Source organism: Bacteroides sp. 11BF (assembly GCF_019633765.1).
Classification (GTDB): Bacteria; Bacteroidota; Bacteroidia; order Bacteroidales; family Bacteroidaceae; genus Bacteroides; species Bacteroides hominis.
Genome location: NZ_JAFKPJ010000007.1, coordinates 96,714 through 121,105, shown reverse-complemented (window position 1 = coordinate 121,105; position 24,392 = coordinate 96,714). Strand labels below are relative to the sequence as shown.

25 protein-coding genes and 1 pseudogene are annotated in these 24,392 nt (G+C 35.2%); 5 read left to right on the top strand and 21 right to left on the bottom strand.

Annotation, left to right across the window (positions count from 1 at the left end; genetic code table 11):
- The first annotated feature begins 69 nt into the window (after positions 1-69).
- Positions 70-1,248 (top strand): dicarboxylate/amino acid:cation symporter, encoded by a 1,179-nt coding sequence (locus JZY04_RS09275; protein WP_022012978.1) that lies wholly within the window; start codon positions 70-72, stop codon positions 1,246-1,248.
- 41 nt (positions 1,249-1,289) lie between these two features.
- On the opposite strand, the gene JZY04_RS09270 is transcribed toward JZY04_RS09275, so the two are convergent.
- From JZY04_RS09270 to JZY04_RS21265, 4 genes and pseudogenes are all read right to left on the bottom strand, one after another.
- Positions 1,290-1,385, bottom strand: coding sequence for a smalltalk protein (locus JZY04_RS09270; RefSeq protein ID WP_005786866.1), 96 nt, complete (start codon positions 1,383-1,385; stop codon positions 1,290-1,292).
- A gap of 54 nt (positions 1,386-1,439) precedes the next feature.
- Positions 1,440-1,919, bottom strand: a complete 480-nt coding sequence (locus tag JZY04_RS09265) for an HU family DNA-binding protein (RefSeq protein ID WP_005776650.1) — start codon at positions 1,917-1,919, stop codon at positions 1,440-1,442.
- A gap of 454 nt (positions 1,920-2,373) precedes the next feature.
- Positions 2,374-3,045 (bottom strand): virulence RhuM family protein, encoded by a 672-nt coding sequence (locus tag JZY04_RS09260; RefSeq protein WP_250706894.1) that lies wholly within the window; start codon positions 3,043-3,045, stop codon positions 2,374-2,376.
- A 120-nt stretch (positions 3,046-3,165) separates the two neighbouring features.
- Positions 3,166-3,365 (bottom strand): annotated as a pseudogene (locus tag JZY04_RS21265) (site-specific integrase); the annotation flags it as partial.
- Between the two features lie 472 nt (positions 3,366-3,837).
- On the opposite strand from JZY04_RS21265, the gene JZY04_RS09250 reads away from it, so the two are divergent.
- On the top strand, positions 3,838-5,292 hold the full coding sequence (locus tag JZY04_RS09250) for an SIR2 family protein (RefSeq protein WP_122141930.1): 1,455 nt from the start codon (positions 3,838-3,840) through the stop codon (positions 5,290-5,292).
- A gap of 94 nt (positions 5,293-5,386) precedes the next feature.
- Here the strand turns inward: JZY04_RS09250 and JZY04_RS09245 are convergent, their stop codons facing one another.
- Both JZY04_RS09245 and JZY04_RS09240 read right to left on the bottom strand, forming a co-directional pair.
- Positions 5,387-5,665 carry a DUF3876 domain-containing protein gene (locus tag JZY04_RS09245; RefSeq protein ID WP_022012984.1) on the bottom strand — a complete coding sequence of 93 codons (279 nt, stop codon included), beginning with the start codon at positions 5,663-5,665 and terminating at the stop codon, positions 5,387-5,389.
- A 5-nt stretch (positions 5,666-5,670) separates the two neighbouring features.
- Positions 5,671-5,907 carry a helix-turn-helix domain-containing protein gene (locus JZY04_RS09240; RefSeq protein ID WP_122141929.1) on the bottom strand — a complete coding sequence of 79 codons (237 nt, stop codon included), beginning with the start codon at positions 5,905-5,907 and terminating at the stop codon, positions 5,671-5,673.
- 309 nt (positions 5,908-6,216) lie between these two features.
- Between JZY04_RS09240 and JZY04_RS09235 the strand changes: the two genes are divergently transcribed.
- Entirely contained in the window at positions 6,217-7,233 is a 1,017-nt protein-coding gene (locus JZY04_RS09235; protein WP_122141927.1) for a hypothetical protein, read from the top strand.
- Positions 7,234-7,377: 144 nt separating this feature from the next.
- Here the strand turns inward: JZY04_RS09235 and JZY04_RS09230 are convergent, their stop codons facing one another.
- The 15 genes from JZY04_RS09230 to upbY all read right to left on the bottom strand — a co-directional run bounded on the left by JZY04_RS09230 (position 7,378) and on the right by upbY (position 23,003).
- Entirely contained in the window at positions 7,378-8,328 is a 951-nt protein-coding gene (locus JZY04_RS09230; RefSeq protein WP_122141926.1) for a glycosyltransferase family 4 protein, read from the bottom strand.
- A gap of 3 nt (positions 8,329-8,331) precedes the next feature.
- On the bottom strand, positions 8,332-9,339 hold the full coding sequence (locus JZY04_RS09225) for an NAD-dependent epimerase/dehydratase family protein (protein WP_122141925.1): 1,008 nt from the start codon (positions 9,337-9,339) through the stop codon (positions 8,332-8,334).
- Between the two features lie 22 nt (positions 9,340-9,361).
- Complete coding sequence (locus JZY04_RS09220) at positions 9,362-10,573, bottom strand: glycosyltransferase family 4 protein (protein ID WP_122141924.1); 1,212 nt, start codon at positions 10,571-10,573, stop codon at positions 9,362-9,364.
- Positions 10,570-11,433, bottom strand: a complete 864-nt coding sequence (locus tag JZY04_RS09215; RefSeq protein WP_122141923.1) for an SDR family oxidoreductase — start codon at positions 11,431-11,433, stop codon at positions 10,570-10,572. The genes JZY04_RS09220 and JZY04_RS09215 overlap by 4 nt, the downstream gene beginning before the upstream one ends.
- Positions 11,434-11,452: 19 nt before the next feature.
- A complete protein-coding gene (wecB, locus tag JZY04_RS09210; RefSeq protein ID WP_122141922.1) occupies positions 11,453-12,583 on the bottom strand; it encodes a non-hydrolyzing UDP-N-acetylglucosamine 2-epimerase in 1,131 nt (376 codons plus the stop codon).
- Positions 12,571-13,587: a polysaccharide biosynthesis protein gene (locus tag JZY04_RS09205; RefSeq protein ID WP_101603039.1), complete on the bottom strand. Its 1,017-nt coding sequence runs from the start codon at positions 13,585-13,587 to the stop codon at positions 12,571-12,573. The genes wecB and JZY04_RS09205 overlap by 13 nt, the downstream gene beginning before the upstream one ends.
- Positions 13,588-13,599: 12 nt before the next feature.
- On the bottom strand, positions 13,600-14,826 hold the full coding sequence (locus tag JZY04_RS09200) for a glycosyltransferase (RefSeq protein ID WP_101603038.1): 1,227 nt from the start codon (positions 14,824-14,826) through the stop codon (positions 13,600-13,602).
- Positions 14,827-14,835: 9 nt separating this feature from the next.
- A complete protein-coding gene (locus JZY04_RS09195; protein ID WP_220577427.1) occupies positions 14,836-15,666 on the bottom strand; it encodes an ATP-grasp fold amidoligase family protein in 831 nt (276 codons plus the stop codon).
- A gap of 93 nt (positions 15,667-15,759) precedes the next feature.
- The gene (locus tag JZY04_RS09190) at positions 15,760-16,839 is read right to left on the bottom strand and encodes an NAD/NADP octopine/nopaline dehydrogenase family protein (protein ID WP_122141921.1); all 1,080 of its coding nucleotides are present in this window, start codon (positions 16,837-16,839) and stop codon (positions 15,760-15,762) included.
- Between the two features lie 27 nt (positions 16,840-16,866).
- Complete coding sequence (locus JZY04_RS09185; protein WP_122141920.1) at positions 16,867-18,012, bottom strand: glycosyltransferase family 2 protein; 1,146 nt, start codon at positions 18,010-18,012, stop codon at positions 16,867-16,869.
- A gap of 11 nt (positions 18,013-18,023) precedes the next feature.
- Complete coding sequence (locus JZY04_RS09180) at positions 18,024-19,034, bottom strand: EpsG family protein (RefSeq protein ID WP_250717299.1); 1,011 nt, start codon at positions 19,032-19,034, stop codon at positions 18,024-18,026.
- A gap of 89 nt (positions 19,035-19,123) precedes the next feature.
- Positions 19,124-20,572: a lipopolysaccharide biosynthesis protein gene (locus JZY04_RS09175; RefSeq protein WP_101603033.1), complete on the bottom strand. Its 1,449-nt coding sequence runs from the start codon at positions 20,570-20,572 to the stop codon at positions 19,124-19,126.
- Positions 20,573-20,584: 12 nt separating this feature from the next.
- Positions 20,585-21,895 (bottom strand): UDP-glucose/GDP-mannose dehydrogenase family protein, encoded by a 1,311-nt coding sequence (locus tag JZY04_RS09170; RefSeq protein ID WP_122141918.1) that lies wholly within the window; start codon positions 21,893-21,895, stop codon positions 20,585-20,587.
- A gap of 97 nt (positions 21,896-21,992) precedes the next feature.
- Complete coding sequence (locus JZY04_RS09165) at positions 21,993-22,475, bottom strand: UpxZ family transcription anti-terminator antagonist (RefSeq protein WP_122141917.1); 483 nt, start codon at positions 22,473-22,475, stop codon at positions 21,993-21,995.
- A gap of 3 nt (positions 22,476-22,478) precedes the next feature.
- Positions 22,479-23,003, bottom strand: a complete 525-nt coding sequence (upbY, locus tag JZY04_RS09160) for a capsular polysaccharide transcription antiterminator UpbY (protein ID WP_122141916.1) — start codon at positions 23,001-23,003, stop codon at positions 22,479-22,481.
- 521 nt (positions 23,004-23,524) lie between these two features.
- Here upbY and JZY04_RS09155 point away from each other — a divergent pair.
- Complete coding sequence (locus JZY04_RS09155; RefSeq protein ID WP_005776605.1) at positions 23,525-23,863, top strand: hypothetical protein; 339 nt, start codon at positions 23,525-23,527, stop codon at positions 23,861-23,863.
- Between the two features lie 140 nt (positions 23,864-24,003).
- Positions 24,004-24,351: an SH3 beta-barrel fold-containing protein gene (locus JZY04_RS09150; RefSeq protein WP_005776603.1), complete on the top strand. Its 348-nt coding sequence runs from the start codon at positions 24,004-24,006 to the stop codon at positions 24,349-24,351.
- Positions 24,352-24,392: the final 41 nt, after the last annotated feature.

Genomic DNA, 24,392 nt, shown 5'->3' with positions numbered 1-24,392 from the left:
TCGAAAATATTTGTTCGGATAGTTTCAGAATAAAATATTACTTTTGTAACAAACTTCTAAAAACTCGTAATGAAGAAAATACACATCGGACTTTTACCACGTATCATCATAGCTATTATACTTGGTATCGCTATCGGAAATTTCCTGCCGACGCCTTTGGTACGGCTGTTCGTGACCTTCAACTCCATCTTTGGAGAGTTCCTCAATTTCTCCATTCCTCTGATCATCCTCGGCCTGGTCACCATTGCCATTGCCGATATTGGTAAAGGAGCCGGACGAATGCTACTTGTCACCGCACTCATTGCCTACGGTGCCACTCTTTTCTCCGGCTTCCTCTCCTATTTCACCGGAGCTGCCGTTTTTCCCTCACTTATTACGCCGGGAGCACCTCTCGACGAGGTAAGTGAGGCCCAAGGTATTCTACCTTATTTCTCGGTCGCCATCCCACCGTTGATGAATGTCATGACCGCACTTGTCCTTGCCTTTACCCTCGGCTTAGGACTTGCCAGTCTGCACAGTGACGCTTTGAAAAACGTAGCACGCGACTTCCAGGAGATCATCGTACGCATGATCAGTGCAGTTATCCTCCCATTACTGCCCATTTATATCTTTGGCATCTTCCTCAACATGACACATTCCGGACAAGTATTCTCCATCCTGATGGTATTTATTAAGATCATTGGCGTCATTTTTGTACTGCACATCTTTCTGTTGGTCTTCCAGTATTCTGTTGCAGCATTGTTTGTCCGCAAAAACCCGTTCCGCTTGTTGGGACGGATGCTGCCGGCTTATTTCACCGCTTTAGGCACTCAGTCATCAGCTGCCACCATCCCTGTTACACTCGAACAGACCAAGAAGAACGGTGTATCAGCCGATATAGCCGGATTCGTTATCCCGCTTTGTGCCACTATCCATTTATCCGGAAGTACCCTGAAGATTGTGGCCTGCGCTTTAGCCTTAATGATGATGCAAGGCATGCCTTTCGATTTTTCCTTGTTTGCAGGTTTCATTTTCATGCTTGGCATCACGATGGTTGCTGCTCCCGGTGTCCCCGGAGGTGCTATTATGGCTTCTTTAGGCATCCTCCAGTCCATGCTCGGTTTCGATGAATCGGCTCAGGCATTGATGATCGCCCTTTATATCGCTATGGACAGTTTCGGTACAGCTTGTAACGTAACCGGTGATGGAGCCATCGCTCTGATTATAGACAAGATCATGGGGAAAAGAAAAACTCCCGAAAGCCTTTAATGGCTATCGGGAGTTCACCCTGTTTGGTTATTAATTCCGCTTTATAATGTCATAGCCTGCCCACCGATTACACCGGCTACAGCACTTGCCACAGCAATAATCAACTTCAATATAATATTCCATCCCGTTTTCTTCATATTCTTCATACCTCCTTTCATTTGCAATCATTATTATATCTGCAATAAACTTTATCAAGCTGTCGGATCATCTACAATATCTCCATCTCCACTACCCGATCCACCATTAATTGCTCCCCCTATCGCACTGACTTTCTGGAATTCCACTCCCTGAAGCAAAGCACGGGTAGTGCCGATAGCTGCGGGACGAGTATATTCCGGAGTAAACAGACAACGAAGAGCCGCCACCTGATTCGGATTCACCTCCTCCTCTTGATCCACTCCATGCCCTTGTGTACAAGCTTTCATCGTGAAAGTGCCTAATCCCTCCAGACGTACCGAACGGCTATTCAACAATTCTTTACGCATGGCAGTCATCAGGTTACGAATCACATTATGAACATCACCCGGTGTCAACGATGATTTTTCAGCTATTACTTCGGCCAACTGTTGTGAGGTTACCATTTTTCCAACTTTCACCAGAGTGAGGTGCCACTGTTTCTTTCCCTCTTTAGTTTTCAACTGCGATTGTCTCGCTCTATAAAATAAAGGCATAATTTTTCTCCTTCTTTACTAATGTTACTACTACGTTTCATTCATGTTTCGTTGATCAACACTGCAAAGATGAAGATTTACAAATTATCGGCAAAGGAAAAAACGGTCCAGAAAGCAGTTTTCTCAGAAAAACTTATAACACGCTTATTATCTGTATCATAATTCTAAGCTCTTCGTTCAATTGAATTTGCAAACTCACTTTTTAATATGATGGCAGTCGGGTAAATGTTACGCATATAAACGATGCTATGTAACCATGATGCAAAAAATGTAAACCTGAAAAGTGGAAATTAGAAATTGAGCGTAATTCACATTAGTACAATTATTTGTGTCATTTTTAGTAACTTTAACTGTCTAACTCCTTAAATGCAATAAAAAGCAGATTTTGGAAAACGTTCGGTTACTTATCCGTTCCCTGTTTTTCAAATAGAAAAATGAGGTAGAATACTGAATTTTAGACGGATTTAGTTATATGTGCTGCTTTTCTTTGATGAGTGTCGTTAGTTAGCCGATGATAGCGTACTGTGGGAGCGTAAGCATAATCAGTAACCACTCGTAACAATCCGGTTGCTTCAGAGTATTCCAACGTCTTGTGGTCGAGAACATTTGCCAATACCTTGATGGTCTGCTTCAAATCCTCGTACTGCTCCAGCTTGATATTCTCCTTAACGGCATATCCTTTAATCAGATATTCTTTCAGCACTTTGTTCGCCCAAATACGGAATCGGGTTGCATTTTTAGAGTTTACTCTATATCCTACAGATAGAATAACATCGAGATTATAGTATTTCACCTCTGTTGTTTGCATTTTATCTGCCATAGCACCGTGTGGAGTGGTATGTTCCAAAATGGAACATACCCTATTTTCTTCCAATTCTCCCGATAGAAATATATTTTTCAGATACTTGGTAATGGCTGGTCGCTTCGTCCCGAACAATTCGGCTATCTGCTTTTGATTTAGCCAGATAGTTTCCTGTTCCAACTTAATATCAAGCGAGGTGCTGCCATCGGCTGTTTGGTATATAATTATTTCTCCTTTGCTCATGCCTTCCCAGCCCGTTATAATTCGACAAAAAGTTACAACAAACCAACGTTGCGCCATGGGTGTAATCACCTGTTGCGACACCTGTTTTTAGAATCGCACGTACATGGGAACGTATTGTCGGGATCATCACCCCGAACAGTTCCGCTATCTCAAAGTCTTGCATCTGAATATTGCCCGATATAGATACCACACCGCGAGTTAAAAAACAGGCTTTTCATTATCAGTCGTATTATAAAACATTAGTATTTGCTCGGCAATTGGATGCAACGCCACAAATGCTTCCCCTTTGGTTTTGCCTCTCTTCTGCCGAATATAAAGCCTGCCATCTGCCGAACATCCGATATGATGCGAAAAAGCCTATATACATCTACATAAGCCAATCCACAAAACGAAGAGAAGAGTTACCTATTCGTTTGTGGTAACTAACCTGCTAACGGTTTAGTAACTGAAAACCTGCCTGAATCCGCTTTATTCTGAGCTTTCATTTCTTAGCAAATTAGAGTAAATTGGTTCATTTCAAATTAGTTACATACTAACCGGCTTCATCATTCTTATGCCTGCTTTGCTGCTGATTATGCATATGGGAAGACACACGTATGCCACACAAGTATGTATATCACAAGGCGTTCCGATTGAAACACACTGTAAAATGACGGGACATCACTCAGTTCAAACCACTCAAATTTATGCCAAAATCACTAACCAAAAGGAGAATGAGGATATGAAAATCCTCTCCAGCCGCATTGAAAATCGTTATGAGTAGCCGAAAGATGATGTGCCAGAGGATTTTGGTAAAAATCAGTATTATAAATAAAAAGAATGCTATATCTTTGTATTTGAGGACCACGAATTTTAAATACATCCAATAAAAATATGTATATAGAAAATATTATTAACAAAATAAATAATGCTAATAAATCCAGATCTGGGTTTTACTTTGAGCTGTTGATTCAAAACTTGCTCAAATTACATTTTAGTAAGCAAGGGAAAAACTTTATTACTGACTTCCAGATTGGTAAGATTAGATTAGATGGCTATATTGAAACGGGTATAGATATCTATGATGGTCCGATTGGCTTTGAGATAAAGTATGTTCATCATATGAACTATGAGATGATGAGCTCTATGTTAAAGCGATTTACAGAGTTATTGCATACTTCTCCTATTAAATATATTATTATTATTTGCCCTAGCCCTCCAATAGGAATACGTTATAAAGGGATAACAAACGAATCCCCCAAAATTATTTTCTGGGATAATAAGAAAATAGAGGAATTAATAGAAGAAAATGCTGACGCTATAGAGTCTATTGTGAATAGCTTGTTTAAGTTAGATATAGAAAATGAAATAAGAAAAAGTAGTGATGATTGGAAAAAGTCAAGATTAGATATCCTCAATGAGATAAAGAAAGCATATAAAAAAGGTAATATATCATTGCTTTTAGGTGCTGGCGTATCTTGTAGTGCAGGTTTCCCAAACTGGGGGACTTTATTAAACTCTTTATATGCTAATTTTGTTAATAAAGTTTTCAACAATGATGTTGTATCGGATGATACTCTTCAATCTATTACAAAGAAATTTATTGAAATTAATAACAGTTCAACCTTAGCAGCAGCTCGCTATCTGAAAGCAGGATTATCTCAAAAAGACAATGATGTACATTTTATAACAGCTGTAAAAAAAGCTCTCTATGATTCACCAAGAAAACCGTCACCATTGATGGATGCGATTATAAATTTATGCACTCCAAAAAGAAGTGGTGCAAAAATTAAATCTGTAATTACATATAATTTTGATGATTTAGTCGAAGAATATTTAGACAAAGTAAAGCTGGAATATAAAACGATATATAAGGATGAAGAGCAACATGATTCAGACGAGCTGCCTATATATCATGTACATGGTTTTATTTCAAGTAGAGGAGATATTGAAAAAGATGTTTCTTTAATCTTTTCAGAGGAAGCATATCATAAGGTTTATTCAGAACCTTACCATTGGTCTAATCTTGTCCAATTAGCAACGTTACGTGAAAATAACTGTTTAATGATTGGATTGTCACTAAGTGACCCTAATTTACGTCGTTTATTAGAAATTGCAGCTCAAAAGCATTCCAAAAATAACCGACATTATGTTTTTATGCAACGGTTAAGTAATGATAATCTTATAGATGATGGAGATAAAGAGAGAATAGATATAATATCTGCCAATAAAATAATACAAACTCATCATGTTGTTCAAGAGATGATGATGTCAAGTTTAGGGACAAACATTATTTGGTTTGAAGATTATGATGAAATTCCTAAGTTATTAGATTCTATAAAAAAGTAAATACATTTGATTCCTTATATAGAATCTTCCCTTTCAGTCTGATAAATGGTATTTTCTCCGTGTCCCCCTAGTTTTGGAAGGTACGAGATGAATCTTAGTTTCTCATATAATCGCCCATCATGGCAATAGTTAGTATATCTAATATTGGATTATGGGTAATCGAAGTTCGTTTTCCATTGAGATACATAAAATATCCGTCCTCGTCCTCCTGGATCTCATAAGTTGATGGACTTGCTTGTTTGGTAGTTTCGTTCATATAGATGATGCTTAACCAGTGGCTTTCACCATTCCGATGAATCATCACGGTGGGATTTAGGTTAATACTCTCCCTATTCCCGACCAGCATTTCCAAATCAAAAAGTTCTCTTTCCATAGCCGTTATTTCTTGATTTGTTGCTGATTGATAAACTGTTCAATGTCGGTAGCTTTATAATAACACTTACGCCCGATTTGCGTATAGGGTAAAACTCCGGTATCTCGGTAAGTTTGCAGGGTACGGGGAGAGATTTTAAGCAATTCGCAAACCAGCTTGTTATCTAACCAATTTCCATTACTTCGATTCTGTCCGCAAAATGCGTTTACTTGCTTCGTGAAACCCTCAAACCTCTGCATCATCTATTCAAAGGTTCTTTTTTCGATGGCTACAATTTCCATATTGGTGTTGTTTTAGATTGTTATAAACTACTGTCATTGCAATGATTTGCTGCAAAGAAAGAGATAAAAAGCACTGGTTTCGGAAACTGTGTATGCAGTGGACTGAACTAGCTGCTGTTGGCTTCACCACACGCCCCAACAAGATATTCTCCCTTTTTTCCGTGATAAACATTTCACATATGGAGAGACAAAATAATTATCATAATATGAATCACAAGTTTAATATTTATTCGTATTTTTGTATTAATTATCAAACAATTAATCTACATCATGAATAAAGGAGAAAAAATAAAGGTTTATTTTAAAATGGACGGTCGCTGCTATGGACTATTTAATGTTATTCAGATGGGTAAAGATGGGATAGTTGATTTGAAAATAACAGACTACTATAACGGTATGGTTATCGTATCTAAAAATTCCAATGATGAAAAAGGGTATTTAACAGAAGAAGAGATAGATAGATCAAGATTTATCTATCGGGCAGAAATGTCATATCATAATGATGGGAGTTTTCTACATAAAATAAAAGATGGTATTAAACCAGAGTATTCAAACCCGTATGGGCAAGGGGAACGATGGACTGCAACTAATTCTATAGAAGATTTTCAACCAATTTTGAATATTGCTATTCGAAGGATGGAAACTTATAACAAATCTAGTGTCCACCCTATATTGAAAAACAAAGAAATAGCTTACATATGCAAAAACGATGATTTGTTTGAAAAAAATGGCACATATCTCATTATTCTTTACATTCGAAATAAAAAAATACCTCTAAACCGTTATACAAGAAAAGAACTTTATTCAGACATAATAACTGAACTTAACAAAGAGCTTGATCTTTGTATTTTCATACAGAGGCATCAATACACAAAGCCAAAACCATATTATTCAAAGGGATGGAAGAGCATGGTAACTCCATATCTAAATAACTCTATAAACTTCTGCAATAGAGAATCATCCAAAGATGAGATGAAGGAAAAGTTTGGTGATGCTATTTTTGGATCAATTACTAATCGTTTTCTTATGGCTATGACTGATGGGGAATTTATAAATCTATCAGAAGACAAGCTACAACTCATTGATGAGGTCGATATTCTGTATAAAGGGCATGAAGGTAAAATGCCTGTTAGTAAACCTGTATTTATAAAACTTGCTTTAAATTTTTTAGGTAACAAATTGGTTGAGTTTAATACACTCTCCTCCACAATCAAGCAAGTTTTATTGAAGCAATGGAATAAAGAGGTAGAAGCAAGGGTGCAGAATGAGCAAAACAGTCACAAATAATATGACTACAAATCTTCAGCTCCCCCTACCAACATGTTTTTTCCTTTTTTCCCTGATAAGCATATTTACTCTTTTTGATTGACACGGCTTTTCTAGTTAATACAATATGGCCTATGTTTAGTACAGTGTGATGTTGAGACAATATCACTTCGCTTGATGCAAGCAAAAGAAACGCTTCATAAATAGAATATAGACCAAACTCAGCGCAATAATGGTACCCGACAAATACCCATATTCATTCCCCGGAAATAGAAAATACCCGACTATAACTACTGCCTGCACCAACATATACACCAATGAAACCACTACGTGAGGAATTCTCAGCTCATTTGCCATAATCTGGTACAAATGTTTCCGATGTGGCAAACCAATATTCTCATGCAACATCAACCGATGAATTATTGTCAGCACACTATCCACCCCATAGACTGCCAACAAGACAATCCAGCTGAAATTTTCCGTACGGATTATCAGCATACCGATCAGGAAGAGGATCACGAAAGCAATGCTAACCGAACCTACATCCCCCGCAAAACACTTTGCCTGTTTCCGGAAATTGAAGAAGTTAAAGACCAACACAGCACAAAGCATGGTATAAATCAAAGCCGGCTCTACAAATGGAACATATACCCCATTTATAAATGCTAATGCCGTCAACACTACCAACGAGTATCCACCTGTAATGCCATTAATACCATCCATGAAATTATAGGCATTGATAATCCCTGTGCAAACAATCAAAGCAACCACAATGGTCCACCAAGGCAGGCTGAACAACCCCCATTGATAGAACATCAAAGCCATCGCCGTAAAATGAAACACCAAACGTAACCCCTGAGAAGTAGAACGAATGTCGTCTACAAAACTGATAAAAGTAATCAATGTCAGAACCAGCATAAACCAAGGATATTCAAACTGATTCGTCAGAAAGTAAGCTAATGCGCCAAAGAAGAAAATAATCCCCCCCCCTCTCAAAGTGATCCGGGTGTGCGAACTCCGTTCGTTCGGTTTATCGATGATATTGCATTTATCAGCAATACGGAAATAAAAAAGTTCTGCCAGGAATAGCAGAACTAAGATTATTAAATAGTACATAACTTATTTAGTTTCTTCAAATGAACGAATGGTTTTAATCAATCCCTCTTTAGCTGTCACAGGCATTTTATCAATCCCGAGAGCAGCTTTGATCTTAGCATTACTTACCACATAATTCTCCGTCAGTTTACGAAGCCTTTCCGTATTCAGTGGCAAATGGAGTAAAGTTCCCAGTCCGGCACATCCTTCCATAAAGCCCTTATTCATCTTCCAGATATGGGGCTGTTTTCCCATTGCCTCACACATGATGGCAATCAGCTCATTTGTTGATAAAGCTTCATCATCCCCCATGTGATAAATCCCCGTAGGTACATCTTTAGTCAATAATCCCTCAATCACATAGCATAGGTTATCAATTGAAGTAAACGAACGACGATTTTCGAAGTCACCCAATGGCCAGGGAATTCCTTTTTTCACCACATTATACAATAGATTCAGATTTCCTTTATTCCCCGGACCATGAATCATACAAGGTCTTAATATATAAACCTGTTTTTCTGTAACCGAAGTCATCTCCCGAAAAGGAGAACACTCACAGGGAGAGACAGAAGGAAATGCAAAATGTTCCTTTATATACTCTTCAGCTCTTATTTTACTTTCCCCATAAGGACCAACAGGAGCCGGAATAACATCCTCAGTAAGCATATCTCCCACTACACTATCAGCCGCAGCTTTTACTGAACTAAAAAATATGAATTTCTTCGCAGAAGACTCCAAAAAGAAATCAAATATCTTTTGAGTCAGACCGGTATTAATATCAAAATAAGACTGAGCAGCTGATTGGTTTTTCGTATCATGAGCCTTTCCGGCAAGATGAATGATTGCATCAAATTGGGGGAGAGTTTGTAATGGGAATGACTCTGGATCAATATCTTTCCAACAAAATGTTTTCAGTACACCTTCTCTTGTCGGACACACGATATCAAGTCCGTAAAGGTTGTGTTTAATTTTTAAATTATTAATCAGATTAGTGCCTACAAATCCATAAGCCCCTGTAATAAGAATATTCATTTAATTCCATTATTTAAATAAATCACTCAGATTGAAAAACTTCTATTAAATTATCAATTATCTTTTTCTTTGCAAAAGATAATTGATAATATTCCTTCCCGGCTCTCCCTTTTTCATACAGCATATTTTTATCCATTCGAGATAATCTTTTCACATTGTTTGCCAACGATTCAAAATCTCCGGCATTAGCTGTAAAGCCGCAGTTTGCCTCCTTTATTATTTCATTACCAATACCATTTATCATAGAAATAATAGGTTTTCCAAAAGCCATATAAGATTGTATCTTTGATGGAATAGTTAAAGAGAAAATATTCTGGTCTTTTAAAGAGACAAGCATTACATCTGCATGAATAAATAAATCCGGCATGTCTTCCAAAGGATAGCGTCCTAATAAAAAAACAGTATCACATAAATTCAACTCTTTAACTTGCTGCTCTACAAACTCTTTTTTTCGTCCATCGCCAGCAATTACCCACTTAATATCTTTATACTCTTTGGTCCGAATGGCAGCTTTTAATACTGAATCAAAATCTTGGGCCTCTCCTATATTACCGGCAAACATTACGACAAATCCATCAGGGATCAACGACTTAAAATGTTCCTTATTAATCAAAGAATCATCAGTGAACAAATCTTCAGCCCAGTTAGGAATATAACTAATTTTATGCTTATAATCTCCTTTTTGCAGTATGGACTGACTAAAGGCTTCCGACTGTATACAAATCCCATCGACTTTTTGATAGATACTTTGTACCATCTTAGTTAACATCCGATATACTAAACCAGAATTCATCTTACCCGCAGCGGACACACTTTCAGGCCACAAATCCTGAACCCAAAGATAAGCACGACTACCAAACAGCTTTTTGTGAAGTAGAGCTGCATACACCTGAGTAATAGGAGAAATTGCAAATGTTAAAGAAACATCAAACTTTCGCTTATGAAAAAGTATGTATAAACAAGAAAACAATACAAAAGACAAATAATTCAATGCCAAACGCAACCCTGAACCTTTACCACGAGGTATTAACGGAACACGAATCAGTTCAATACCTTTATAATATTCTTTTTTATAGCCCCAAAAACTATATCCCTTATAAATAGCCCCTTGAGGATAATTAGGTTTTCCTGTTAAGACTGTCACTTCGTTACCCCGTAATACAAGCTCTTGCGCCAAATCATTAACACGAAATGTCTCTGGCCAGAAGTATTGGGAGACCAATAATATTTTCATAAATATAGAGTTCGGTATAGCTCCTGTTTATTCTGCATCCAATCATATTGTTCCCGAAGCATCTCTTCATATCCGGGTACAACATAACTAAATCTTGTGGATTTTGCGATCGACTTGTCTATTCCATTTCCATCAAATGGCAGAATCTCAACATCTTGTTTGTGCCATATACGGGAAAACAGATGTAACAAATCATATTTACTTATACCAAGGCCATTACTCAGTTGTATTAAACCGGTTACTCCCTGATCGATGGACACATCAATAGCTTTCGCCAATTCCAGAGTGGTCACACCTCCCCAAATAGCAGTCTGGAAACCATTCACACAACCATGCTGATGCATAAACCAATGAAACAAGCCTTCGCCATTCTCCTTCAATTCAGGACCTATGATAGAAGTACGGATTGTCAGATCTTTGTCATTGATTATCTCACCGAGTGCTTTGCTACGACCATAAACATCGTCAGCATCCCGGAAATCAGTTTCTGAATAGTTGCCTTTTTTACCGGAGAAAACACAATCCGTACTGATATGAATCAACTTTGCTCCCACTTCATCCGATAGTTTCTTGAGCAAATGAGGGAACCATGCATTTATCAGAATAGCATTGTCCGGATGTTCTCTGGAACCTCTTATCAATACGCCAATACAATTCAGGATAAAATCGGGACGGACTTCACGAACGAGCCGACTGACAGCATCCCCATCCGTCACATCCACAACAATACTATCATCAGTCAATTGGGTACGATAAACTACATTCACAAGATCGTATTTCCCCGTACATTGCAGATAATAATAAGCCATATGCCCGGCCATACCTGTGGCGCCGAACAACAAAATCTTCTTTTTAACCATAAAAAATAAAAAACAGGAACTAGATTTCTTTATGCCAAACCGTACGGTTGATATAATCTGTATAGGAAAGAATGATACGGACTACTTTTTTAGATACATTATCCGAAGCATAATCGGGAATAGAGTGAATTACGTCTGCACCTTCTGCATATTGGGAAGTTACAATTTCGATAGACTCCAGAATACGGTCACTATTCAATCCAGTCATGATCAGCGTCCCTGCATCCATACCTTCAGGTCGCTCGTGTGCCTGACGGATAGTTATAGCCGGAAAATGAAGAATAGAAGATTCCTCCGTGATCGTACCACTGTCAGAAATAACACAAAAAGCATTCTGTTGAAGTTTGATATACTCCATGAAGCCAAAAGGTTTCATAAACTCAATCATCGGATTGGAATTAATAAAGCCTATAGATTCCAACTTTTTGCGGGTACGGGGATGAGTGGAAACAATCACCTTTTTATGATACTTGTCCACAATGGCGTTCAGAGAAGAAAGCAGATCGGAAAAGTTCTTTTCGGAATCCACATTTTCCTCACGATGCGTACTTACAATAAAGTAATCACCTTTTTTCAACCCCTCTTTTTCTAAAACATCATTCTCTTCTATTTCCGCCTTATGATAGATCAAAACCTCTGTCATTGGCGATCCGGTTTTGATCACGGTCTCCGGACGTAATCCTTCAGCCAGCAAGTACTTACGTGCATGCTCTGAAAGAGGCATATTGATATCACTCAAATGATCCACAATCTTACGATTGATCTCTTCAGGAACGCGCTGGTCAAAACAGCGGTTACCAGCCTCCATATGAAAAATAGGAATCTTACGCCGTTTTGCGGAAATCACGGAAATACAGCTATTAGTATCACCATACAACAATAAAGCATCCGGTTTCACTTGTTCCATCAATTCATCCGATTTACGGATTACATTGGCTATCGTCTCTGCGGCATTCTTTCCGGCAGCATCCAGAAAATAGTCCGGCTTACGGATGCGAAGTTCCTGAAAAAAGATTTCATTCAGTTCATAATCGAAATTCTGACCGGTATGGACTATAATATGTTCAGTATATTTGTCCAACTCAGCCATCACACGACTCAACTTTATGATCTCAGGACGAGTTCCGACAATCGTCATTACTTTAAGCATACATCCTCTTTTATCATATCAAGTTTTAATAACAGCTGTTTCATACCGTCCACATCCAAACGATGGGTATTATGTGAATGGTAGTCCTCGAATTTAGAGACCTTCTCTTGTCCTTCCACAAAATATTTATCATAATTAAGATCACGGGCATCACAAGGTATCCGATAATAATTACCCATATCTTCCGCCTTGGCCATTTCCTCACGAGTCACTAATGATTCATAAAGTTTCTCACCATGGCGTGTACCGATAACACGTACGGGGGTATCCATTTTATAAAGTTCCTTTAAAGAACGGGCTAACGTATCAAGAGTAGCAGCAGGTGCTTTTTGGACAAACAAGTCGCCATTATGCCCGTGCTGAAAAGCATAAATCACCAGATCAACCGCATCATCCAGTGTCATCATAAAACGGGTCATGTTCGGATCGGTTATTGTGATATCCTTACCGGCCTTCATTTGCTCCACCCACAAAGGAATCACTGATCCGCGGCTTGCCATCACATTGCCATAACGGGTACAGCAGATGGTAGTTTGACCCCCCTCTCCCATTTGACGTCCTTTAGCAATAGCGACCTTTTCCATCATAGCTTTACTGATCCCCATAGCATTAATAGGATAACAAGCTTTATCTGTCGAGAGCACAACTACATTCTTGACCCCATGTTCGATGGCTGAATCAAGCACATTCTCAGTACCTAATACGTTTGTCCGAACAGCTTGAACAGGAAAAAACTCACAAGAGGGAACTTGTTTCAAAGCTGCAGCATGAAAAATATAATCCACATCTTTCATAACACCATCTACAGAACGCTTATCACGGACATCACCTATATAAAATTTAACTTTCTTATTTTGAAGGTGATGGCGCATATCGTCCTGTTTTTTTTCATCACGAGAGAATATTCGAATCTCTTTTATATCTGAGTCTAGAAATCTCTTCAAAACCGCATTACCAAAGGAGCCTGTCCCACCAGTAATTAAAAGTACTTTGTCTTTAAACATACAAGATATATTTTAAAAATTTATATTTTCAGTAATTGCATCCAAATATAATTGCGCCACTCGCCTATCTGTCAAATTACGAACAGTATTCAAAGCATTAAAAGAAATAACTTTTCTTTCTTCAATAGACAAATTATTAATATGCTTTATTATATTTGACAATTCAATAGCATCTCCAGCTTTACAAAGAAATCCATTTACACCATGCTCTATAATTCCATCCATACCTTCTCTTTCAGATGCAATAACTAAACATCCTTGTGCCATAGCTTCTAAATAAACTAGTCCAAATGTTTCATTTTCACTTATCATAACGAAGCAATCTGCAGCAGTCATTTTTTCAAAAACTTGTTCTCGGGATAAATGTCCCAATAAATGAATACAAGATTCCAAGTTAAATGATTGAATCATTCGTTTTATTTTCTTTACTTCTGCACCTTTACCTATTATATTTAAATCAAAATCATCTAAAGGAAAAGCAATTCTCAAAGCTGTTATTAATGCAACTGGATGTTTGCGTTTAATTAGCGAACCAACATATATAAAATGATTACATAAAAGATTAAAATTTTTACATGATTTATTATTTAAATATTTTTCAGGAATACCTGAATAACACATAAAAGACTTTTTGGGAGAGCCATATTGATTTTCAAATTGTTTTTTTATTGGTAATGACCTATATCCCCATATATCAATTCGATCTATCAGCCGACGATAGTTATTAGGATATATTTCTTTAAACTTATCCCCATTACCATGAAGAATCATACAGGCTTTAGCACCATAAATTTCTTTCAGCTTATTTATAATTTCAATATTTTGATATGGGAAATGTCCCGTTATAATATCTGGTACAAAACCAACTTCCAAATTAGATTGTATTATTTTATCAATTTGCACATTAATTCTTTTAGGCGAATATTGCATCCTGGGAAATAATTTATAAATAGGGAAACGATGTATAGTAACTCCCTCTAAAACATAAGTCGTATCTTGTGTGATTCTTTTTGTAGCAACAAAAGCCGCACCTTTACTTGCTATTCGTGCTTCAAAAACATGTGCTAACCAATGAAAAAATCTCATATAAATAGGATAACTATAAATAACTCTCACCTCACATCCCAACTTGACCCACTCCCTAGCAAAATAATGACAAACGCTAGTACTATTTAATAAGTCCAAATCAAGTGATGGATAAATATTTGTCAACAATAAAATTTTACACTTCCTTGTCATAAATTACATTTATATTATATTGGGAAGAATTAGTTTCTGACCCAAATGCAGGTCAGTTTCATATATTCGTTTTGTGTCAAATCCTCCACTAGGAGTGAAGGTTAATTCACCAAATATAACATTACCATTTTGGAGGTAAAAATCAGCTCTAACAAATGGAAATGGCTTAGATATTTTATTAGCATAGTAAAACATCTCATCCAATCCTTTGGGTTTAGGAAAACAGAAATCATCAGAAATATTTAATGCGTCTACACTTAATTTCATTAATGTCCAGTTCCTATCAAAATAGTAGAATTTAGGATCTCCCGATTCTCGTCCATAGCAAACCATTACATATTCAGCTACACCATTAAAACAATAGATCTTATAATCTTCTAATGAAGAGTGTCCTTCTGTAGGTTCAATAAACTGTTCGCATATTATTTTCCGCTCTTTTTTGATTCTATACTGAAATTCTGAATACAAAAGATGTTTATTACTTTTTCCCCAAACTCTCAATTGCTTTGAAACTTTAGTAATATTCAATAGCTTTTTATCTTGACAGATAATATTAAATCCATTACAGAAATTCCATTTTAAAACAAATTTATCAGGTAATTTATCCCATGGGATTTCATTTACATTATTATAAACACCATATATATCATTCAAAATACTTCCACACCCTTTAGATTTTATATATTCTCTCACAGTGTATTTATCAGCACATATTTTGACAAGTGGATCATTATTATATAAGTTAAGTTTTAACCACTGAATTTTTTCATTGAGTGTTTGAGGATTTTTTAAATTTAAATTCCGCTTAAAGCATAATCGATATAATATTTTAACACTCACTTTGGGAGATATTATTGATATCAGTGGTATAATAAACTTTACCAAACGAGACAGTAATTTAGAAAACATATTCTTCCTGCAAAACATATAAAATTAAAGTATTGAAACCAATTGTTGCATTGATTTAATATTAAACTTCTCTGGAGTTCTTCCTATTCTTCTAAAATCAATATTAACTAATGATGAGGCAATCTCAATCAGTGCATTTGTTACTGGAGTTTGCACGCCCGCTAAACTGCCAAATGAACTTAACAGAACTAGCCCATTAGCAACATCCTCTAAAAGATATCTAGAATATATAGTAGTCGGGCCTTTAGGTCCGCCATCCTCTCCATATGATTTAAAAACGTCTAAAGAGTCTTTTGTCAAATCTTCCTCATTACGCCATTTTGCTACATCAAGATAGCTAGCTGGTACACCAGAATATTTTTTAATAACAGTATTTTTTTCCTCATCCAGTTTAGTTATCAGATTCCAGATAGAAGGGCTAAAAGCCTCTTTATACATCCAAAATTCTCCTTTAGAATACTCGATTCTGCTCGCAGACATAATAGTTCCTACCGTATGTACTACTAAATTGGGATTATGTAGTGCTGATTCAATAACATTTGAACGCAGATATCTATACGTATCAAATAAATTACTAGCAATTGCTAACCCTTGAGATGACTGATTTTGAGGTAAAAAGCCTAATGCATTACGAACATTCTTAAATAAAATAGTAACTGTTCCTGGCTCAATAATTCTAGCATCATAAGGAGTAGACTCTCCTTCAGCAATAATCACTGACTCATCAAAAATATACTGCCTAAAATATAAACTTCCCAAATTACCAGGAATTACAACCAATAATTTAAGCGTTTTTGGTATAAAAGGTGCTATCAACTTGGCAATACTCTCATGATTAATACTTTGGGTCATTATCATTATTACTTCTGAATCATTCAGTGCCTCTTTTACATTTCTAGTAGCTAAAATTATATTTTGAAATGATTTTTTATTATTATTTGTATGATCTATACCCCAAATTCCACCATTTTTTTGGATTATATCAAAATTTTCATCATGCATTGCATGTGACGTTTTCAAAAGTGTTACAGAGTGTCCATTTTCAGATAACTTAAAAGCATGGGCACATCCCGAATTTCCACAACCGATAATAGTTATTTTCATATCTTTATTTATTTGTATATATAATAATCAATGAATTTCCAATCTAAAATCTGGTACCAACCGTACAAGGTAATTATTAGCTTCCTCAATATTAGAAATGTCATGAATAATTATATTTCCATTTATTTTCCCCAAAAATTTTCGCGTAAACATATTTTTTATCCCTCTAGATAATTTCCAAATTAAACGAATTACAAAATAATAGAGAAATCTCTTTTTTTCCCTTGAGAAGCCAATGGCTACCCTCCAATAAGATAAATGGTATATAGTAAAGTCTGCCAACATTAATTCATAATTAACTTTTGCAATTAATTCCTCATGCCCCATATACCTTAATGATTTTATACCTGCTTCTGGCCAAGCAAATCTTCCAGCCCATATAGGTGGTATTCGTCTTTCCCACTTATTTTTTACGTCTCTATCAATAAAAGGTACATCCTCAATATTAGCAATCCTTCCTTTCAATTTATGAATTCCCCCTCCTGTCATTTTAGATGTTCCTGTAATTACTATTGGAAAATCTATATACACAAAATTATGGACCAAAAAACATAAAGCTACTCCATTAGCCATGTCTGGAGAAGGACCTGGAAAAAACGTTTGCCCCTTTGAATAAATTTGATCCAACACACTTCTTTTTATAATACCAGTATATACTAAAGGTATATCACCTCTTGTTTGAAATCCTTGTTTCATTATATTATCAAGGGCTTGAAGTGGATCTCGTCTATAAACTCTTTGTGAGTACTTTTTATAAAGTAGAGTTTGGGAAAAGTCACCAGATATATTTTTATTATAGTCACCCCAATAATATACTGTTTGACTTGACATCAATGCATCAATATTGTTTTGCTTCATCCAAAAAACACAACTTAATATATGCGATGTTACTCCATCATCATCTCCAATAAAACAAACATATTCACCCGATGAATGTAAAATTGCCAAATCTGCATTTGCAGACATAGATAGATTTCGCGAATCATATAAGTACGTCACATTAAAATAATCTCCATCTTTTAAGAAGTTTAATATTTCACTATTGCATTCAGAATTATCTTGTATCACTAATTCAATATTCTCCGATTTAAAACTGCTTACTAAAAGAATTAAATGTTTCAAATAAAAATAACGATTTTTTGTTGGTACAACAATACTTAACAATGGCTTCATTACTATATATATTATTTATTTATAATTGTTTTATAAGGAACTATTTTATTATCTTTTCCATTAATTGTTATTGAAAAATAAAATAAAATTGAGAAGATTAAAGAAACACCAATAATACATATAGCCCTATTATTTCGTATATGTAGTCGAGATATGCTTAATGGAATAAGAACTATGTATATAGGAGTAAAATAGTAAGAAACTCGGCTTAGAGGCATAACAAGAGGAGTACCATTAAACTGATATATCAATAGCAGCAGTACCAATGAAATAAAATTTACATTATATAATATTACTTCTTTCTGAGTTTTATTTTTACAACCTAAATCTAATATAAAAAATAGAATAGATAAGAAAAGCAAGAAATAAGTAGTTGGTGATATATCTGAAAAAAAATCAGTAAATTCTAAATATATTGAGTAAAAAGATATACTTATTAAATGAGCTACAATACTAGAACCTAATAAAAGAACAGCTAAAACCAATAACTTTGTAATCCAAGGATAGGAATGTCGTAAAATAAAATACATCGGTATTAATACAATAAATGATGCATGAACAAAGTAAGTAGTAATTAAACAAATCAAAATATAAGGCTTAAATTTCCTCTTCAATATAAGTTCTAAAGAGTAAAGGAATATATAAGTTCCTAAAGCTTGTCTTATTATATTAAACGTGTTAAAATAGTACTGTCCAAAACTATAAAATATAAGTACAGACAAGAATATATATGGAGAGTTGATTTTAACATATCGAGAAAAAAAGGAAATAGTTAAAAAAGAAAACAAAACAATAAAATATTCATACGGAAATCCCCAATAATTAAAGATGTAAAAGAACAATGCAAACCCAGCCTCTTTTATTCTAATATTCGGCACGGAAGACTCTTCATATAATTCAGCATAGTTAACATAATCAACTCCTACATCATAACGAATTGCCGACACTAATAAAAGTAAGAATAGAATAAAATAAAAAAGCAACAATTTATTTCTAATACTTATTATAGAACATTCTATCATCACACAAAGAAATATGAAAAATAAAATCAAAATATAAATAAGCATTAAAAACAGAATATAAATAGTTATAACAGCAACAGATAATTATTTCAAGAAAAAAACCTTTCTTTTATTAATTTGTAATATATAGCATATCCTTCCAAGCGTAAAAAATGAGCTATTACTAAATAAATTACTAAATATGCCGAAACACAAATAATTATTGATAAGATAATAAGATCTGATTGAATAAATAAATAAATTATATAAACTATTATACCAGTAAAAATAGACAGTAACAAATTTGGAGAGATATCATTTATTTGCTCTTTAAGACCATAACCAATAACCTTTTTTGATGCAAAAGAATTAATAAAAAAAGCAATATAAGCAGTTGAAGCAATTCCCCACATCATCCCCCAAATACCTAATTGGAATCCTACATATATAATTATTAACCCAGTAATTTGTTTTATCAATTGAACAGTAAAAAAGATATTACTCTTACGCAAAGCTCTAAATAGATTTAAATTGCCTGTATTAATAACTACAAACATTCCCCATACACACAAAATCTGAAGATATGGAATTGCTCCTATCCACTTTTCTGTAAATAATAACAACATGAGAGGCTTTGCTATCAAAATCATTAAAATCATTAATGGAAAATTTAGAAATGATATAGAGCATATTGATTTCCTCATTCCCGTTTTAAGTTTCTCCCTTTCATTCTGAAGTTGTGAAAAAACAGGAAAAGAGACCTGATTCACCACTGTAGACAAGCTGGTAGTAGGTATCTCTTCAATTTTTTTGGCTTGTGTATAAAAACCAAGTTCCTTAGGTAAAAAGAAATGCCCAATGATAAGCGACTGAATATTAACATATATTGTATCTAAAACATAGGTCAATAGCAGTAATCCTCCAAAACTAAACAATTCTTTAAATGATTGCCAACTGAAAAGTAATGAAGGACGCCATTTACTCATAACCCAAAGAGCAGCACATTGCACAAAACTAAGTATTAGCATCTTAAATACCAGACTCCACACTCCAAAGCCTAACAATGCAAAAACAATACCAGCAATAGATCCTAAGATTGTTGATATTAAACTTATTTTTGCAAGCAATCTAAAATTCAATTGTTTATATAACAAATTCACCTGAACCATACATAGTGCATTTACTATAAGCACAACTCCCTGAACTCTAAGCACATCACATAATAAAGGTATCTTATAAAATACAGATATGGAAGGAGCAAAATAAAAAAGCAAAATAAACAAAAATATAGATAGAATTAAATTCCAGTAAAATATAGTCGAACAGTCTTCTTTAGTTGGATTATTTTTCTGAATCATGGCTGAACCAAATCCTCCATCAATAAAAGTATTAGAGACCTCAATAAAAACCATCAGCATACCTATGCACCCAAAATCTTCAGGAGTTAAAAGTCGCGCTAGTATAATATTTCCAATAAAAGAAATCACCATAGTACCAAAACGTTGTACAGCACTCCATAACATACCTGAAATAGTTTTCGATTTAAGATCCTCAGTCATATATCACCTGACTTATCCTATGCTATAATATTGAAAACCATATTCTTTCATTTCTTGCTTATCATAAATATTTCTACCATCAATAATTAAAGGAGTATTCATCACTTTATTCAAAATATCCCATGATGGAATCCTAAACTCCTTCCATTCAGTAACTACTAAAAGCGCATCTGCATCAACAACACACTCATATTTGTCAATACAATAAGTAACAACATCCCCCATTATCTTTTTGCATTCCGACATTGCAACTGGATCATACACGCGTATCAGACAACCTGCTTTCAATAATAGATGAATCAAAACAATAGCTGGAGACTCACGTATATCATCTGTTTCAGGCTTGAATGAAAGTCCCCAAATCGAAATAATTTTAGCAGTTAATTTTCCATCAAAATGTTTTAATAGTTTATCATACAAAATTGTTTTTTGATTTTCATTCACATCTTCTACAGCTTTCAATACCTTCATATTATAGCCATATTGCTTTGCTGTTTTGATAAGCGCTTTCACATCTTTAGGAAAACAAGAACCACCATAGCCACAACCTGCATACAAGAATTTACTACCAATACGAGCATCTGCACCAATACCTTTACGGACCATGTTAATATCAGCCCCCACAAGTTCACACAAATTTGCTATATCATTCATAAAACTTATTCGAGTGGCTAGCATAGAATTAGCAGCATATTTAGTCATCTCAGCAGAGGCAATATCCATAAAAATAACTCTAAAACTATTAATAAGCATAGGTCTATATAGGCGAGTCATTACCTCTTTAGCTCTATCTGACTCGACCCCAATGACAACACGATCTGGCTTCATAAAATCGTTTATTGCACTACCTTCTTTTAAAAACTCAGGATTAGATACTACATCGAACTCAATATTTATCTTACGTTTATCTAACTCTTCTTGTACTACAGTTTTTACTTTTTGGGCAGTACCAACTGGCACCGTACTTTTAGTTACCAAAACCAAATACTTATCAATATTTCTTCCAACGGTACGGGCCACCTCAAGCACATACCTCAAGTCAGCACTTCCATCTTCATCAGGAGGTGTCCCCACTGCACTAAATACGATTTCAACATCCTTTATACAGGATGCCAAATCTGTTGCAAAACGTAACCTCCCAGCATTGATATTACGGGATACTAAACCATCTAACTCAGGTTCATAAATAGGTATTATTCCATTTTTCAACTTATTGATTTTATTTTCATCAACATCAATACATGTAACATTATTGCCCATTTCAGAGAAACATGCACCACTTACTAAACCAACATATCCAGTACCAATTATCGCTATATTCATAACATTAATACATTTTCTTACACAGTATCCTTATAAAATGCAAAGAATTCATTCATTAAAAACAAAATAAGAAAAATCAAATTAATCATAATTCAAATCACTTAATCTCACTGTTAGGATATTGATTCTCTTCAAGATTAATTAATTCTTTCATAATTTCACATTCTTCTTTCAAAAGTTCTTTATCTTTCCAACTTTCTATGATAGTATGCGCCTCTTTCGCCAACTCCTCTTCAAACACCTCACCATAACAATAAGTCAACAACTGGCATTTCAATAAAGTAGCAGGAAGTTGGTCAAGTACGTCCCAACAACGATTGAGAACAACTTGCTTTTTCTCCTCCTTGTCACCCTGATTATAGATGGTCGCATTGTAACCCATCAATAATGCCAGACAAATGTTTGCCTCCTCTTCGGGAGTAGCACCGCGCTGAGGATACAACGCATCGGATTGTTCTAAAACTTCTTTGTTCAACTGACGGAAATGATCGGTATAAATAGGAGCACCATCCACACCTAAATAGAGTAACTCGTGCGCGAGACTCTGTAATTGTTCAATTTGAGAAGTGAGTGTATTCATAACTTAAATGACACGTAAATAACTTTTAGGAACTTTGACGCTGGCGCTTAATACACCGGCAATACGAATAACAACATAAGTTTTGTTGGCCCCGCTGGCAAGTTCGCCCTCGACACCACAGAAATCACCTTTAACTACCTGAACCCTGCTACCAACAGATAAATGGTCATTATCGAAACTGACACCATTCGGATCTAAATCCATGACAAATATGAAGTCCTGCATCTGTTTATCAGGAACTATCAGCATAGCCCTGGTAAGCAGGTCTTTCATATAAAAAAGCTGGATATTGTATTTATTAGAAATATCACAAGCATCTTGCTTGGTAGCTTGGATGAAGATAAGATTCTTAATAACAGGGACTTCCACTCGTTTTCGACGATATTTCAACTGCCGGATGACAAATTGAGTGGGAAGATAGTAATTGAGATCAAGTTCAGTCTTCAATTTTTCAAGAGAGTCACGAATAGCAAACTCTTGTTTATCTCGGGTACGGGCGGCAAACCAATACTTCTGTTGTTCAGACATTTACGATTTATACTTGAGGGAATTTTCCTTTATTTCGGGTGCGCTTCGCGGTTTGAACGAGACATCTTTTCTCTTTCAAACCGTCAAATTTTACGAAACATTTTTAGAAGTTGAGAACGAACGAATGTGTTTCAAAAAACGTTCGTTTGATTGAACAAAGGTAAGGAGTCTGTTTTAATGTACAAAATATTTAGTGGATAAAATTTTATCAAAGATTTTATATTATTGATTCTCAAATACATATAGAGCAAAAAAAGTTCTTTGTTCAGCTACTTTACGATATTCATTTTTTCATCGAAAAAAAACTCAAAAATGCTGTTTCAAAAGACGAACGTTTTTTGAAACAACACCTATATCTTAAGATAAATAACTAATAACAAGATCCTTACACTTCAAGATTCTCCCTTTAAGCTAAAAAAACTCCGGTATTCTTTTATATTTATATTTTTTTATACAAACTTTGTCCTTTCATAAATTCATTTAATAACTAACATTATGGAAGAAAAAAAGTAGTTATCTCATTGAATGATAACTTAGTAACCATCGAAGTAAATGGAAAAGTAATCTTTGCGGGTAAAGCCGACTTGCAATTCAGCCTCAATCAAAAGGTTAGAGAACCACTACGCATCACAAAAGGCAAAGGAAAGCTAATGGAGGCACTTACCGAAAGCTTTATCAAAGGCGGAATCAACGACATGGAAAACAGACCCATTGAAGAACTACAGGAAACAATAAAAGAATATCTCACCTTTGAATATCAGCGCAAAGGCATTGCTACAGAGCCTAATAAACGTTCTTTTCTATCAGAGCTGAAAAAATATGCCAGAGCATTCCGGAAAAAGCGAAATGAAAGCGAATAACCGATTGTTAAAATCCTGTAAAAGTCCCTTTCTAAAGTACTTTTACAGGATTAGTCTATTCAAAACTTATTACCGTACTTTGCCACGGGTAAAAATAAAAGCCCGACAATAACTCATTAATAAACTTTAAAAAATCAATTATGAAAAAGAACAGGAAAGCAGTATCGAAAAACGAAATGATGAAAGGAAAATGGAAAAAACAAATCATGCTCGAAAAGGACTACACAGAACAGTGCTCCGAATGGATGGCAGAACGACTGGAAGCCCTTATAGAATATATGCAATATGGACATGCAGCCATAGCTTATATGAAACAGGACGGAACATTCAAACTGGTGAAAGGAACATTGGTGGGATACGAAAAAGATTTCGGAAAGCAGTATGACCCGATGGAAATAAAAAACACAGTGGTCTACCGGGATGTGGAGCAACAAAGGTGGATGACCTTCAAAATAGAGAATTTCATGGAATGGAGAGCGATCGTATAGGAGAATCTTTCAGTGACCAATTAATCAACAACATAACAACT